This is a genomic window from Amycolatopsis pigmentata, from assembly GCF_042684065.1.
GTDB lineage: Bacteria > Actinomycetota > Actinomycetes > Mycobacteriales > Pseudonocardiaceae > Amycolatopsis_E > Amycolatopsis_E pigmentata.
In genome coordinates this window covers 123,063-137,741 of the sequence record NZ_JBHUKR010000009.1, presented here as the reverse complement: position 1 = coordinate 137,741, position 14,679 = coordinate 123,063, and the positions used below count along the sequence as shown (strand labels likewise).

Genomic DNA, 14,679 nt, shown 5'->3' with positions numbered 1-14,679 from the left:
TCAGGAGAGCCGGTGCATCCAGCCGTGCGGGTCGGGGCGGGTGCCCTCCTGGATACCGGTGAGCTCCGCGCGGAGCTTCATCGTCAGCTCGCCGGGCTCGCCACCGCCGATCAGGAACCCGCCCCCGGCGTGCTTGACCCGGCCGACCGGCGTGATCACCGCGGCGGTGCCGCACGCGAAGACCTCGGTCAGTTCGCCGGAGGCCACGGCCGAGGACCATTCGTCGGTGGAAATCCGGCGCTCCTCGACCGGATACCCGAAATCGGCCGCCAGCCGCAGCAGCGAATCGCGGGTCACGCCGGGCAGGAGCGACCCGCTCAGCTCGGGGGTCACCAACCGCGCGTCCGAGCCGGAGCCGAAGACGAAGAACAGGTTCATCCCGCCCATTTCCTCGACCCACCGGTGTTCGGCCGCGTCGAGCCAGACCACCTGGTCACAACCCTGCTCCACGGCCTGCGCCTGAGCCAGGAAGGACGCCGCGTAGTTGCCCGCGCACTTGGCCGCGCCGGTGCCGCCCGGAGCGGCCCGCACGTACTCGGTGGACAGCCACACGCTCACCGGCTTCACGCCGCCCGCGAAGTACGGCCCGGCCGGCGAGCCGATAAGGGTGTAGAGATACTCGCTCGCCGGGGCGTTCACGCCGAGGCCGACCGAGGTCGAGATCATGAAGGGGCGTAGGTAGAGCGTCTCGCCCGGCGTGCCCGGCACCCACCGGCCGTCCACTTCGATCAGTTCGCGCAGGGAGTCCACGAACAGTTCTTCGGGCAGTTCCGGCATGGCGAGGCGGCGGGCCGACGAACGGAACCGGGTGGCGTTGGCGTCCGGCCGGAAGGCCGCGACCGAGCCGTCGGGCTGCCGGTAGGCCTTGAGGCCTTCGAAGATCGCCTGCCCGTAGTGCAGCACCGACGTGGCCGGATCGAGAGTGATCGGCTGGTAGGCGCGCACTTCGCCGTCGTGCCAGCCACGGGCGGCGTCCCAGCGCAGCGTCACCATGTTGTCGGTGAAGTACGTCCCGAAGCCCGGCTTCGCCAGTACCTGCGCTACCCGCTCCGCGGACGCGGGAGTCGGGTTGGGGGTACGGGTGAAGGGCATCGTGGTCGTCATGCGGATCAGAATAACCGATTTGCTCGGACGTCCAACGATCGACAGGTGCCCTAATATGGCACCGTGGTCGCCAACAAAGTGTCCGCCGGAACCGGTTCCGACGTGCGCACCTTCGTCTCCGCCGCGCTGCTGACCTACGTCGTCGGGGTGCTGACGCTCAACGGCGTCATCCTGCTCGACACCGGCGGCGCCTTCCTCGGCCTGATCGTCGCGCTGTTCACGGTGCTGGGGTGGCGCAAGCACCACGGCAAAAAGATCTTCCCGCGCGACATCCCGGTCCGGTCGGTGATCCTCCTGGCCGTGGTGGACATCGCGCTCACCGTGCTGGCCGTGGTGCTCTTCCACGCGACCTGACGGCCGTATCCCAGCCAGGGAACCTTCGGCACGCCACCGTGCTGCGCGAACGCACCGTATTGGTCGAGCCTGTGCTCCGTGAGGGCGCCGTTGGTCGAGTTTGCGCTACGCATTCGGGGCGGACCTGCCCCACACATGTGGATCGGCAGGTCTAGCTTTTTTTCCGGTTCTTTTTCCACAGGCCGGGTCAGACCGCTACCGGTCCACCATTGACGTCACAGTCACGCAGGTACCGGTCGTACCAGCTCCAGGTGAACCGCTTTCCGGAGTGCCTCCGCAGTCCCTGGTAGATCGTCCACGCGACAAAGTCGGCCATCCGCACCCAAGCCGAACGGTGCGCCGGGACGAACAGCGGGGTCCTCGATCAGGTTTCGTGAGTTCAGCTTGAGTCCACGGTGGGCACCGTAATAGCCGTTGGAGTGCGTGCCGTTCCCGTCCATGATGATCATGCCGTGCTCACCGGCCGCGGTGAGCCGCGTGTCGAGGTGGTCCACCAATCCGATGTACGTGGCTTCCCGCTCGACGGCGTACGCCTTCTTCCGCGCTGATGTCTGCCGGTAGACAGCGCCGACGCGCAGCTCAGGGCAACGACCGATGGTGGCCAGTGCCCGCTCGGCGACCTCGTGACGCGCCTTCTTCGACATGTTCACACCGGGGTTTTGTGAGGGATTCCCGCGACCGTTGATGAACTGCGTCGCGTGCAACTCGGCCGAAGGCGGGATCTGGTACCTGGCGTACAGAGATTTCCGTAAGTCCAGCCACGCTCGCAGGCCGCTACACCAGTTGATCATTGCGCAAAACAGGCTCGTCCGGCGGCCGACACGAGGTGATCCGCCTGTGTCGGCGTCACTTCACCTGAATGGCCGCCGGTAATGCCGTAACGCTGCTTGCCGTCACCGTGCTGGCGGTGGTGCCGTTCCACGCGACCTGACGGCCGCGAACGTGGCGGCGGTCGCGCCGATCAGCGCTACGGCGAGGAGCAGCGAGAACGGCGGTATCCAGGCCAGCAGGCTGATCGCCAGCGCGGCGCACAGGATCGACCGCGCGTCGCGTCGGCGTGACACGGCGAGCAGGCTCGTCACGAGAACGTCGGCGAGGGCCAGCGCGGCGGCGAGCCAGAGCGCGGAGGCTGGATGCAGCAGCGCCGCGCCGGCCGCGGCGACCAGGCCGCAGCCGATCGTCGCCCACCGCGCGTGCGGGAAGCCGGCGGCCGCCCCGGAGAGGGCAGCCAGCGTGGCGGGAACGGTGGCGATCACGACCACTCCGGCCAGCAGGGGCAGGATGGCCTGCCCGTCGGCCGCGGCGAGCACGTCCCGCACCGGGGCCGGTGAGAGCCCGAGCCGGACCGGGCCGAGTTGGAACAATTCCGCGGCGCAGACGGCGAGCGCCACCGCCACCGATCCGGCCAGCCACCAGCTCCGGCGACGGGTCAGTAACGGGAAGACGAGCGCACCCGCGGCGAACGCGCCGCTGGGTCCGGGACGATTCGTCCCCGCGCCGGGCGAGGACACCGGCGGAATAGCCAGGCACACGGCGACCAGCGCGGCCGCGGAAACGAGCAGGACGCCGAGCAGCCAGCCCCGCCAGTACCGCGCCAGGGACAGGCCGGCCGCCGCGGGCACCGTGACGGCGAGCGCGAACGCGACGGCGGCCAGGCGGGTGTGCCACGGGAAGAGGTAGACGGCGAACACGGCGGCGAACAGCGGCGCGCCCGCCAGGCGGGCCGCCGCGTGGGTGCCATGGGTGAACCACGTCCCGGCCGGATCGATCGGGACGACTCCGGCGGACAACAGGGCAAGAACGCCCGCGAGGACGACCCCGGCGAGCAGCCACCAGCCACCCGCGGCCGCCCCCACCGCCGGTGTGACCAGCAGTCCGGCGCCCAGCCACATACCTACCACCTGCTTTCGACGGGCGAGTCCTCGTTAGCATGGCTTACGATCGAGGTCCTTAACCCGAGGAGCCGTCAGTGACACCCCTTGTGTCAACCCGCGACTGTCAAGGTGACCACAGAGCGCGCCCTTTCTTTCCGCTATCTTGGCGGCAGGGCGCCCATCCACTCCACGTGACGTGTGCCGGTAAGGAGCGCCCTGTCGACACGATCGCGGGGACGCGCAAACTCGCGGAGGAACAGTGACCCTGCCAAAGTTCGCTCTCACCGACACCATCGACCCGAGCCGTGCCGACATCCTGGTGGTCGGCACCGTCAAGGGCGACAAGTCGGTCACCCTCGCACCGGGTGCGGAAGCGGCGGATGCCGCCTTCGACGGCAAACTCGCGGACGTGCTGGCCACGCTGGGCGCGACCGGCAAGGCGGAGGAGATCGTCAAGCTGCCGACGCTGGGCAAGCTGAGCGCCGGCGTGGTGCTCGCGGTCGGCCTCGGCAAGCCCGCCGCGGACGGTGCCCTGTCCGGCGAGCAGGTCCGGCGGGCCGCCGGCGCGGCCGCCCGTTCGCTCGGCGGCACCGCCCGCGCGCTGTGCACACTGTCCACAATAGACCTCAAGGCCGCGGTCGAAGGCATCGCGCTCGGCGCCTACGCGTTCACCGGGTACCGCTCCGAGCCGGGTGACGCGCCGGTCGGCGCGGTCGATTTCCTCAGCCCGCCCGAAGACACCGCCAAGGCCGCCAAGGCGGCGCTGAAAGCGTCGGCCGCGATCGCCGAAGCGGTGATCATCGCCCGCGACCTGATCAACACGCCGCCCAACGACCTCTACCCGGCCTCTTTCGCCGACCGCGCGGCGAAACTCGCCGACGCGAACAAGCTCGATTTCGAGGTTCTCGACGAGAAAGCGTTGAAGCGCAAGGGATTCGGCGGCATCCTCGGTGTCGGCGGCGGTTCCTCGCGCCCGCCGCGGCTGGTGCGGGTGAGCTACCGGGGCCCGAAGCCGGTGAAGAAGATCGCGTTGGTGGGCAAGGGAATCACCTTCGACTCGGGCGGGATCTCGATCAAGCCCGCGGCGAACATGGACCAGATGACCTCGGACATGTCCGGTGCCGCCGCCGTGCTCGCCTCGGTCGTGCTCGCCGCCAAGCTCAAGTACCCGCTGGAGGTGACCGCCACCATCCCACTGGCGGAGAACCTGCCCTCGGGCACCTCTTACCGGCCCGGCGACGTCCTCAGCATGTATGGCGGCAAGACCGTCGAAGTGCTCAACACCGACGCCGAAGGCAGGCTCGTCCTCGCCGACGCGATCGTCCGCGCCGCCGAGGACAAGCCCGACTACCTCATCGAAACCTCGACGCTCACCGGTGCCCAGATGGTCGCTCTCGGCAACCGCACCGCGGGCGTCATGGGCACCGACTCCTTCCGCGACCGGATCGCCGAGATCGCGCAGGCCACGGGCGAGGGCGGCTGGCCGATGCCGCTGCCCGAAGAACTGCGCGCCGAGCTGGACTCCCGGCTGGCGGATCTGGCCAACGTGGCCGGACACCGCTGGGGCGGCATGCTCGCCGCCGGGATCTTCCTGCGCGAGTTCGTGGCCGACGGCCTGCCCTGGGCGCACATCGACATCGCGGGTCCGGCCTTCAACAGCGGCGGCCCCTGGGGCTACACCGGCAAGGGCGGCACAGGGGTTCCGGTCCGGACCATCGCGGCCGTGCTCGCCGACATCGCCGACAACGGCTGAGCCACCGCGCGGCGGCTCGATTCAGCGCTGGTCCGGCTGTTCTCCCCGCCGTTCCTGGCTCTTGAGCCGCCGCGTGTACTCGCGCATCCGTTTCGGATAGCCGACCCTCGCCACCTCGTACACCGGGATCCCGTGTTTGTGGCCGAACCGCTGGGCCGCGGCGAGACTGCCGATGCGGCGGCGCGTCCACTCGCCGTCGTGCGCGATCAGCACGACCGTGGTCTCGGTGACCGTGGTGGGCGGCTCGACGTAGGCTTCGACCCCCTGCCGCGTCGACGCCCAGACCTGCAGATGCGTGGTGTCGCTCTCACTGGCCTTGCGCGGTGCTCCCGCTCTGCCACGTCTCCTGCGCAAAGCGTCGAACAGACCCACCTCGACCACCTCATCCCTCGCCTGTTCCCACCTCCATTATCAAGCGTTCCTCAGATGCGCTGAGCAACACACCTGGCTACCTCGCAATGGCGAAGTCCGTAGTGACAAGATGATGTGGGTCAAGAAGTACGACGACATCGACCAGACCTGCGAACGAGCTTCGCCGACAAGCTCACCGAGGAGTTATTGAAGTGACCGACACCTCCGCCGACCTGGTAATCCTTGGTGGCGGATCGGGCGGCTACGCCGCGGCTTTCCGCGCGGCCGAGCTGGGCCTGTCCGTGATCCTGATCGAGAAGGACAAGCTGGGCGGCACCTGCCTGCACCGGGGTTGCATTCCCACCAAGGCCCTCCTCCACGCCGCCGAGGTCGCCGACCTCGCGCGCGACGGTGAGCAGTTCGGCGTCAAGACCACGCTCGAAGGTATCGACATCGCCGGTGTCCACAAGTACAAGGACTCGGTGGTCTCGCGGCTCTACAAGGGTCTCCAGGGGCTGGCCAAGGCCAACAAGGTCAACCTCGTCGAGGGCACCGGCACCTTCGTCGGGCCGAACGCGGTCGAGGTCGACGGTCAGCGCTACACCGGCAAGAACGTCATCCTCGCCACCGGCTCGTACTCGAAGACGCTGCCGGGGCTGGAGCTGGGCGGCCGGATCATCGCCAGCGACGAAGCACTGTCCCTGGACTACGTCCCGGAGAAGGTGATCGTGCTCGGCGGCGGCGTGATCGGCGTCGAGTTCGCGAGCGTGTGGGCCTCCTTCGGGGTGGACGTGACCATCGTCGAGGCGCTGCCGCGGCTGGTGCCCAACGAGGACGAGTTCGCCTCCAAGCAACTCGAGCGCGCCTTCCGCCGCCGCAAGATCGCCTTCCGCACCGGGGTCCGCTTCACCGGTGCGAAGCAGGACGACAACGGCGTGTCGGTCTCGCTGGAGAGCGGCGAAACCCTCGAAGCCGACCTCCTGCTGGTCGCGGTCGGCCGGGGTCCCAACACCGCGGGCCACGGCTACGAGGAGGCCGGGCTGCGCATGGAGCGGGGGTTCGTCATCACCGACGAACGGCTCCGCACCAATCTTCCCGGTGTCTACGCCGTCGGTGACATCGTGCCGGGCCTGCAGCTCGCGCACCGCGGCTTCCAGCAGGGCATCTTCGTCGCCGAGGAGATCGCCGGCCAGTCGCCGCGGTCGATCGACGAGGCGGGCATTCCCCGGGTCACCTACTCGCACCCCGAAGTCGCTTCGGTCGGGCTCACCGAGGCCGCGGCCAAGGAAAAGTTCGGCCAGGGGGTCACCACCTTCACCTACGACCTCGCCGGCAACGGGAAGAGCCAGATCCTCAAGACCTCCGGCGCGGTCAAGCTCGTGAAGGCCCCGGACGGACCGGTCGTCGGCCTGCACCTGGTCGGTGACCGGGTCGGCGAGCTGATCGGCGAGGCTCAGCTGATCTACAACTGGGAGGCGTTCCCGGAGGACGTGGCGCCGCTCATCCACGCGCACCCCACTCAGACCGAGGCCCTCGGCGAAGCACACCTTGCCCTGGCGGGCAAGCCACTGCACGTGCACAGCTGACGAACCTCCCGATCCTTTCGACCACATCCCAAGATTCAAGGAGTCAGCGAACGATGGCCTACTCCGTCACATTGCCGGAGCTCGGGGAGAGCGTCACGGAGGGCACCGTCACCCGGTGGCTGAAGCAGGAAGGCGACAGCGTCGCGGTCGACGAGCCGCTACTGGAGATCTCCACCGACAAGGTGGACACCGAGGTCCCGTCCCCGGTCGCCGGGGTCGTGCGGCGGATCGTCGCGAAAGAGGACGAGACGGTCGAGGTCGGCGGTGAGCTCGCGGTGATCGACGACGGGTCGGAAGGCGGCGCGAGCGCTCCTTCGGCCCCCGCGGAGGAGGCCTCCAGTGCTCCCGAGCCGGAGCCCGAGCGTGCGGCCCAGCCCGCCGAGCGCGAGCCCGAGCCCGAGCCGGAGCCCGCGGCGTCGTCGGCGTCCTCGACGTCGAGCGGTTCCGCCGAGGGCACTCCGGTCACGCTGCCGGAGCTGGGCGAGAGCGTCACCGAGGGCACCGTGACCCGCTGGCTCAAGCAGGTCGGTGACACGGTCGCGGTGGACGAGCCGCTGCTGGAGATCTCCACGGACAAGGTGGACACCGAGGTGCCCTCGCCGGTCGCGGGCACCCTGCTGGAGATCAGCGTGGGCGAGGACGAGACCGTCGAGGTCGGCGGCAGGCTCGCGGTGATCGGCGATGCCGGTGCCGAGCCGGCGCAGGCTCAGCCGGAACCCCAGGCGCCGCAACGGACCGAGCCGGAGCAGCGCGCCCCGGAAAAGAAGCCGGAGCCCGCTCAGCCCAAGGCCGAACCGGCTCCCCAAGCGAAGCCGCAAGCCGCCGCGCCGGCTCCCGCCAAGGCGGAAGCCCCGGAGCCTTCGGGCAACGGCCATCCCGCCACCGCCGAGGGCCCGTATGTGACGCCGCTGGTGCGCAAGCTGGCCACCGAACACGGGATCGACCTGTCCGACCTCACCGGCAGCGGCGTGGGCGGACGGATCCGCAAGCAGGACGTGCTCGCCGCGGCCGAGGCGAAGCAGAAGGAACAGACGGCCCCGGCCGCTCCCGCCGCTCAGGCGCCGCGGCCGTCGAGTGCCCCGTCGGCACCGGCCGCGCCCTCGCCCGAGCTGGCCGCGTTGCGCGGCACGGTGCAGAAGGCGAGCCGGATCCGGCAGCTGATCGCCCAGCGCACCCGGGAGTCGCTGCAGACCTCCGCGCAGCTCACCCAGGTCTTCGAGGTCGACATGACCAAGGTGGCCCGGCTGCGCGAGCGGGCGAAGCAGCAGTTCCTCGAGCGCGAAGGTGTCAAGCTGACCTTCCTGCCGTTCTTCGCCAAGGCGACGGTCGAGGCGCTCAAGCAGCACCCGAACGTCAACGCCTACTTCGACGAGGAAAGCAAGGAGATCACCTACTTCGGTGACGAGCACCTCGCCGTCGCCGTCGACACCGAGAAGGGCCTGCTCTCCCCGGTCATCCACAACGCCGGTGAGCTCAACCTGGCCGGTCTCGCCACGCGCATCGCCGACCTGGCCGCGCGCACGCGGTCCAACAAGGCCAAGCCGGACGAGCTGTCCGGTGGCACCTTCACGGTCACCAACCTGGGCAGCAACGGCGCGCTGTTCGACACGCCGATCATCAACCAGCCGCAGTCCGGGATCCTGGGTGTCGGCGCGGTGGTGAAGCGGCCGGTCGTGGTGACCGACGCGGACGGGCAGGACACCATCGCGATCCGCTCGATGGCCTATCTGGCGCTGACCTACGACCACCGTCTGATCGACGGTGCCGACGCGGGCCGGTTCCTCACCACCATCAAGCACCGCTTGGAAGAAGGCCACTTCGAGGACGAGCTCGGTCTCTGATCCCGTGGTCCGGACGCGCCCGGCCATCGCGTTCCCCCGGCCGGGCGCGTCTTTGCTGTCTACGCCGTCCACGACGCCGGTGCTTACGATCGAACCATGCGGATCCTGATCGCCGGTTCCAGCGGCCTCATCGGCCGGTCGCTGGTGGCCGAGTTGCGTGCGGGTGGCCACGAGGTGCGGCGGCTCGTGCGGCGAGCGCCCCGGGCCGGTGACGAGTTCGAGTGGGATCCGCCCTCGGGCCGGATCGACGAACGCGCCTTCGACGGGCTCGGCGCGGCGATCAACCTGTGCGGCGCGCCGATCGGCAGGCGCTGGAGCGCGGCGACCAAGCAGATGATCGTGGACAGCCGCGTGGAGCCGACCGACGTGCTCGCCGAGGACGTGGCCGAGCACGGCGTCCCGGCCCTGATCAACGCCTCCGGCGTCGGGTTCTACGGGGACACCGGCGACCGCGTCGTCGACGAGACTTCCCCTCGGGGACAAGGGTTTCTCGCCGGACTGTGTGAGGCATGGGAAGCCGCCACCGCGCCGGCGGCGCGCGCGGGCGCGCGCGTGGTGAACCTGCGGACGGGTCTCGTCCTGGGCAAGGGCGGGCTTCTGGGGCCGCTGAAACCCCTGTTCCAGCTCGGTCTGGGCGGACGTCTCGGTGACGGGCGGCAGTACATGCCGTGGATCGGGATCGCCGACGAGGTCGGCGCGATCCGGTTCCTCACCGAGCACGAAACCGTGTCCGGGCCGGTGGATCTCTGCGCGCCGGAACCCGTCACCAACGCGGAGTTCACCCGCGTGCTCGGCCGGGTGCTGAATCGCCCGGCGCCCTGGTGGGTGCCCGCGTTCGCGCTCCGGGCCGCGCTCGGTGAGGCGGCGGACGAACTCGCGCTGGTCTCACAGCGAGCCGTGCCGACGGTGTTGCTCGAGGCCGGATATTCCTTCGCCTGCACCGAACTCGACCAGGCACTGGCAGCCGCGCTGTGATCCGCTGGTTCGTGCTGGGCGGCGTGGCGTGTGCCCTGTTCGTGGCGCTGGGCATCGCCGTCACCGGGCAGCCCGCCGGCGTCGACCTGTCCGTTGCCGGTGCGCTGCAAGGACTGTGGCGTGGCACGTTCGGAGAGGCCACCTTGGTGGTCAGCGATCTGCTCGGGATCGTGGTGCCGGACGCGTTCGCGATCGCGCTGTTCGTTTCGGCGGTGTTGTGCCGGTACCGCGGACTCCGGCGCGAATTCCTCGTCGTGGTCAAGGTGATGCCGGTGCTGGTCGTGACCCGGCTCACCAGCGCGGTCGGCAAGCCGCTGTTCCTGCGGGTCCGGCCGCGTTCGTATCCGCAGTTCAGCTACCCGAGCGGGCATGTGGTCGCGATCGCGGCGACCGGTCTGTGCGCGGTCCTGCTGTGCGTGTGGCTCGCTCCATGGCTGACGCGCGTCGCCGCCGCGTCCTTCGCCGCGGCCACGGTGCTGGTCGCGGTGACCCGGCTGATCCTGGGGGTGCACTGGCTGACCGACACCGTCGGCTCGGTGCTCGCGGTGCTCGGCACCGGACTGGTCGTCGCGGCCGGTGTGAGGTTGCTTCCCGGACCGATGCCGGTCACCTCGGTCGCGGCGTAGCCTTCGTTACGTGACCGCTACCTCCGCCAGTTCTTGCCGCGAAACCACGCAACCCGTCGACGTGCGTCCGATCGGCACGATCGACTACTCCGACGCCTGGGAGATGCAACGCGGCCTCGCCGTCGCCCGCGCCGAGGGCGAGGCGCCGGACACGCTGCTGTTGCTGGAACACCCCTCCGTCTACACGGCGGGGAAGCGGACCGAGCCGGCGGACCGCCCGATCGACGGCACGCCGGTGATCGATGTCGACCGCGGCGGCAAGATCACCTGGCACGGGCCGGGTCAGCTGGTCGGTTACCCGATCGTCAAGCTGGGCGACCCGATCGATGTCGTGCACTACGTGCGGCGGCTCGAAGAGGCGCTGATCCGGGTGTGCGCGCAGTTCGGCGTGTCCACGGGCCGGGTGGAGGGACGCAGCGGCGTCTGGGTGGCCGCCGACGACCACGGTCCGGAACGCAAGATCGCCGCGATCGGCATCCGGGTGCAGCGGGGCGTGACCATGCACGGCTTCGAGTTGAACTGCGACGCGGACCTCTCGGCGTTCGGCAAGATCGTCCCGTGCGGCATCCGCGACGCCGGGGTCACGTCGCTGTCGTTCGAGCTGGGGCGGATCGTCACCGTAGAGGAAGCGCTTCCCTTCGCCCGTGACGCCGTGCTGGCCGCGCTCGACGGCGAACTTCCCGTCACCGACCACTGGATTCCGCGCGCCGCGGCGGTTTCCTGACCGCTTTCGGCCCCTGAGCCCGGGCCGGGCCCGGGCTCAGGGCGGCCGGGTCAGGACAGCTGGGGAACGACCTCCGAGGCGATGAGGTCCAGATGACCGAGGTCCGACAGGTCGAGGATCTGGAGATAGACCCGGGAAATGCCGGTCGCCTCGCGGTAGCGGCCGAGTTTGTCGACCACCTCGGCCGGTGACCCGGCCAGCCCGTTCTCGCGCAGTTCGCCGACTTCACGGCCGATCGCCTCGGCGCGGCGAGCGAACTCGGCCTCGTCACGGCCGACACAGGCGACCTGCGCGGCGGAGCGGACGATCTCCGCGGGATCACGGCCGATCTCCGTCGCCGCGGCGGCCACGCGCTCGAACTGGGTCGCCGCGGTGGCGCTGTCGGTGAACGCCGCGTTGAACTCGGCGGCGTACCGGGCGGCGAGCGCGGGCGTGCGTTTCTTCCCGCCGCCGCCGATGATCACCGGCGGGCGCGGCGACTGCGCGGGCTTGGGCAGCGCGGGCGAGTCCTCCAGCCGGTAATGCTTGCCGTCGTGGGAAAAGGTCTCGCCGGACGGCGTTTCCCACAGGCCGGTGATGATCTCCAGTTGCTCGGTGTAGCGGTCGAACCGCTCACCCACGTCGTAGAGCGGGATGCCGTAGGCGCGGTGCTCGGCCTCGTACCAGCCGGCGCCGAAGCCGAGTTCGACCCGGCCGCCGGACATCCGGTCCACCTGGGCGACCGAGATCGCCAGCACCGAGGGGTGCCGGAAGGTGGCGGCGGTGACGAGCGTGCCGAGGCGGACGCGGGAGGTCTCGATGGCCAGTCCCGCCATCGTGATCCAGGCGTCGGTCGGACCGGGCAGCCCGGAAACCGATCCCATCTTCAGGAAATGGTCGGAACGGAAGAACGCGTCGAAACCGCCGTCCTCGGTCGCTTTCGCGACCCTGAGCAAATCGTCGTAACTCGCGCCCTGCTGGGGCTCGGTGAAGATTCGGAAGTCCACGACGCCACCCTAGTGGCGTAGCGCGGGAGCCTGCCGGGCCTGCGCGGGCTCAGGTCCGGCGCACGCTGTTGAGCAGCTGGACGATCACGGCCTCGACCTGTTCACCGACCCGTTTCGGATCCGGGGAACCGGCGATCTCGGTGGCGGCCGCGGAAAGCGCGCCGAACAACAGGCGGGAGGTGATCTCGACCGGAACCGGCTCCACCTCGCCCGCCTCGATGAGGTCTTCGACACCCGTCCGGATCAACCCGAAGGACGCGCGGTCCTCGGCGTCGCGCCAGCGTTCCCAGCCCATCACCACCGGCGCCTCGTGAATGGCGATGCGCTGATAAGCCGGGTCAAGGCAGTGGGAAATGAATTCGCGCACACCGCGCAGCGCCCGCTCCCACGGAGGTTCCGGCCCGCGCATGATTTCCTCGAGCCGGCCGAAAACCCGGCTCTCGACTTTCGCGAACGCCGCCTCGAAAAGGGCCTGCTTACCGCTGAAATGGTGATACAGCGCACCTTTCGTGACCCTCGCCCGCCGCGCCACCTCGTCCAGCGAGGTGCCCGCGTAACCGCCCTTGGTGAACAGTTCGATCGCGCTGTCCACCAGAGCGGACCGAGTGGACTCCGAATAGTCGAGCCGCCTGGACCGCGTTGTCGCCACGCTCACAGCTTACGGCAGCCCGATCGTGGACATACCCATGGTATGTTGGCCGCTATCAGGCGACATACCGACAGTATGTGGCAAACCAAGAGTTTGCCGGGGGCTGTACAGAAGGGGACGATCCGATGACACCCCTTGTGTCGACCGGCGGCTCTCAAGATGACCACAGAGCGCGCCCTTTCTTTCCGCCAGCGGGGCGGCAGGGCGCCTAACTGTCCAGCGTGACCGTGCGCTGGCAAGGAGCGCCCTGCCGACACGATCGCGGGGCGCGCAAACTCGCGGAGGAAACTATGACCTGGACTGACTTCTACCGACGTCGCGACATCCTGGACGCCGTCCTGCGCGAGGTTCGCCGCGAACCGGACGGCCCGCTGCCGTTCGACAGCGTTCCCGGCGCCCGGGACACCTTCGGCAGTGAGGAAAACCTCCTGCTGGCGCTGCACCACAAATGGACTCAGGTGCTCAGTGGCCACCTGCGGGCCGAGACCGTCGGCGACCCTGATCACGTCGACGCGGTGACCCGGGCCTGGCGCAGGGCATCCGAGAGCCACCCCACGCTGCGTGCGGTGCTCGACGCGCACGTGGAGGGCCATCCCGCGCTGCGTTCCCTGCGCGAGGCCGAGCAACGGATGCTGGTGCTCACCGCGGGCCTGGCCGACGCGGACGAACCCGAGGCGGAGACGACCGCGACGGGCGCCGCTTTCGAGACTCTGCTGCGGCACGGCACTGACGTTCGCGCCACCCGCGCTCCCCGCTCTGTTCGTGCTTCTACGGGGTTCCTGCGGCGGATGCTCGCGCCCAGCGCGTGACGCGGGCGGAAATCGTTGTGCGCGGGGGTGTTGTGCGCGGCAATAGGATCCTCGCATGACCAAGTGGACCGAGGCGGACATCCCGGACCAGACAGGCCGCACGGTGCTGATCACCGGCGCGAATTCGGGACTCGGCCTGCGCAGCGCCCAGGTCCTGGCGGGCAAGGGCGCGCACGTCCTGCTCGCCTGCCGGTCCCGTGAGCGGGGTGAGCAGGCGGTGCGCTCGGTGCCGGGCGGCACGCTGGTTCACCTGGACCTCGCCGATCTGGCCTCGGTCCGCCAGGCGGCCTCCGGCGTGCGGGAACGCACCGGTGACCGGCTCGACATCCTGATCAACAACGCCGGCGTGATGGCCACCCCGAGGTCCGTCACCGCCGACGGGTTCGAGCTCCAGTTCGGCACCAACTACCTGGGGCCCGCGGCTTTGACCTGGCTGCTCATGCCGGCGTTGCGCGGCGCGGGCGAGTCGCGTGTGGTGACGGTGTCCAGCCTCCTCGCTCGAGGGCCCGGTTCGGTGCTGGACGACCCGAACTTCGAGCGCCACCGCTACAACCCGGCAGCCGCCTACGGCCAGTCCAAGTTCGCGGACCAGGTGTTCGCGCTCGAACTGGACCGGCGGCTGCGCGCGGCGGGTGAGGACGTCGTCAGCGTGGCCGCCCACCCGGGCTACACCGCCACCGGTCTCAACGCCGCCATGGCCCGGTCCTACTCCAATGTGGTTGTTCGCTCGGTCTTCGACGTCGCTGGGCGGATTGGTGACGTCTTGCTCGGCCAGAACGTCAAGATGGGCGCGCTGCCCCAGCTCTACGCGGCGACCGCGCCGGCCGTCAACGGAGGCGACTACGTCGGGGCAGGCGGGCTGGGTGGAATGCGCGGCTATCCCGCGTTCGTGCCGCCCCTGCGGACCGCGCTGGACCAGCGCACCGGTACGGCCCTGTGGGAGCTGACCGCGAAGTTGACCGGCATCACGCCCGATCCGGCCTGAAAACCGGGAAACCCAAGAGACTGTGAAACCGCGCTCCGTCGCGGGCTGAACACGGAGCTCAC

The 14,679-nt window shown here is 69.7% G+C and carries 15 protein-coding genes; 9 read left to right on the top strand and 6 right to left on the bottom strand.

Going from position 1 to position 14,679, the window contains the following annotated elements; genetic code table 11:
• Positions 1-1,104, bottom strand: coding sequence for a branched-chain amino acid aminotransferase (locus ACFSXZ_RS20090; RefSeq protein ID WP_378266641.1), 1,104 nt, complete (start codon positions 1,102-1,104; stop codon positions 1-3).
• A 63-nt stretch (positions 1,105-1,167) separates the two neighbouring features.
• On the opposite strand from ACFSXZ_RS20090, the gene ACFSXZ_RS20085 reads away from it, so the two are divergent.
• Positions 1,168-1,458 (top strand): hypothetical protein, encoded by a 291-nt coding sequence (locus ACFSXZ_RS20085; RefSeq protein WP_378266640.1) that lies wholly within the window; start codon positions 1,168-1,170, stop codon positions 1,456-1,458.
• Between the two features lie 221 nt (positions 1,459-1,679).
• Here ACFSXZ_RS20085 and ACFSXZ_RS20080 read toward each other — a convergent pair whose 3' ends face one another.
• Both ACFSXZ_RS20080 and ACFSXZ_RS20075 read right to left on the bottom strand, forming a co-directional pair.
• A complete protein-coding gene (locus ACFSXZ_RS20080) occupies positions 1,680-2,102 on the bottom strand; it encodes a hypothetical protein (protein WP_378266639.1) in 423 nt (140 codons plus the stop codon).
• 249 nt (positions 2,103-2,351) lie between these two features.
• Positions 2,352-3,350 carry a hypothetical protein gene (locus ACFSXZ_RS20075; protein ID WP_378266638.1) on the bottom strand — a complete coding sequence of 333 codons (999 nt, stop codon included), beginning with the start codon at positions 3,348-3,350 and terminating at the stop codon, positions 2,352-2,354.
• Positions 3,351-3,591: 241 nt separating this feature from the next.
• On the opposite strand from ACFSXZ_RS20075, the gene ACFSXZ_RS20070 reads away from it, so the two are divergent.
• The gene (locus ACFSXZ_RS20070; protein WP_378266637.1) at positions 3,592-5,085 is read left to right on the top strand and encodes a leucyl aminopeptidase; all 1,494 of its coding nucleotides are present in this window, start codon (positions 3,592-3,594) and stop codon (positions 5,083-5,085) included.
• Positions 5,086-5,106: 21 nt separating this feature from the next.
• Here the strand turns inward: ACFSXZ_RS20070 and ACFSXZ_RS20065 are convergent, their stop codons facing one another.
• On the bottom strand, positions 5,107-5,466 hold the full coding sequence (locus ACFSXZ_RS20065; RefSeq protein WP_378266636.1) for an oxidoreductase: 360 nt from the start codon (positions 5,464-5,466) through the stop codon (positions 5,107-5,109).
• Positions 5,467-5,648: 182 nt separating this feature from the next.
• Here ACFSXZ_RS20065 and lpdA point away from each other — a divergent pair, with 182 nt between their 5' ends.
• From lpdA to lipB, 5 genes are all read left to right on the top strand, one after another.
• On the top strand, positions 5,649-7,022 hold the full coding sequence (lpdA, locus tag ACFSXZ_RS20060) for a dihydrolipoyl dehydrogenase (RefSeq protein ID WP_378266635.1): 1,374 nt from the start codon (positions 5,649-5,651) through the stop codon (positions 7,020-7,022).
• A 53-nt stretch (positions 7,023-7,075) separates the two neighbouring features.
• Positions 7,076-8,863, top strand: coding sequence for a 2-oxoglutarate dehydrogenase, E2 component, dihydrolipoamide succinyltransferase (sucB, locus tag ACFSXZ_RS20055; protein WP_378266634.1), 1,788 nt, complete (start codon positions 7,076-7,078; stop codon positions 8,861-8,863).
• 96 nt (positions 8,864-8,959) lie between these two features.
• Positions 8,960-9,838: a TIGR01777 family oxidoreductase gene (locus ACFSXZ_RS20050; protein ID WP_378266633.1), complete on the top strand. Its 879-nt coding sequence runs from the start codon at positions 8,960-8,962 to the stop codon at positions 9,836-9,838.
• Positions 9,835-10,464 (top strand): phosphatase PAP2 family protein, encoded by a 630-nt coding sequence (locus ACFSXZ_RS20045; RefSeq protein ID WP_378266632.1) that lies wholly within the window; start codon positions 9,835-9,837, stop codon positions 10,462-10,464. The genes ACFSXZ_RS20050 and ACFSXZ_RS20045 overlap by 4 nt, the downstream gene beginning before the upstream one ends.
• Positions 10,465-10,474: 10 nt before the next feature.
• Positions 10,475-11,188: a lipoyl(octanoyl) transferase LipB gene (gene lipB / locus ACFSXZ_RS20040; protein WP_378266631.1), complete on the top strand. Its 714-nt coding sequence runs from the start codon at positions 10,475-10,477 to the stop codon at positions 11,186-11,188.
• 50 nt (positions 11,189-11,238) lie between these two features.
• Here lipB and ACFSXZ_RS20035 read toward each other — a convergent pair whose 3' ends face one another.
• Positions 11,239-12,174 carry an LLM class F420-dependent oxidoreductase gene (locus tag ACFSXZ_RS20035; protein WP_378266630.1) on the bottom strand — a complete coding sequence of 312 codons (936 nt, stop codon included), beginning with the start codon at positions 12,172-12,174 and terminating at the stop codon, positions 11,239-11,241.
• A 49-nt stretch (positions 12,175-12,223) separates the two neighbouring features.
• Positions 12,224-12,823, bottom strand: coding sequence for a TetR/AcrR family transcriptional regulator (locus ACFSXZ_RS20030; protein ID WP_378266629.1), 600 nt, complete (start codon positions 12,821-12,823; stop codon positions 12,224-12,226).
• Between the two features lie 290 nt (positions 12,824-13,113).
• Here ACFSXZ_RS20030 and ACFSXZ_RS20025 point away from each other — a divergent pair, with 290 nt between their 5' ends.
• Both ACFSXZ_RS20025 and ACFSXZ_RS20020 read left to right on the top strand, forming a co-directional pair.
• Positions 13,114-13,632: a hypothetical protein gene (locus ACFSXZ_RS20025; RefSeq protein WP_378266628.1), complete on the top strand. Its 519-nt coding sequence runs from the start codon at positions 13,114-13,116 to the stop codon at positions 13,630-13,632.
• Positions 13,633-13,687: 55 nt separating this feature from the next.
• Positions 13,688-14,617: an oxidoreductase gene (locus ACFSXZ_RS20020; protein ID WP_378266627.1), complete on the top strand. Its 930-nt coding sequence runs from the start codon at positions 13,688-13,690 to the stop codon at positions 14,615-14,617.
• Positions 14,618-14,679 lie beyond the last annotated feature (62 nt).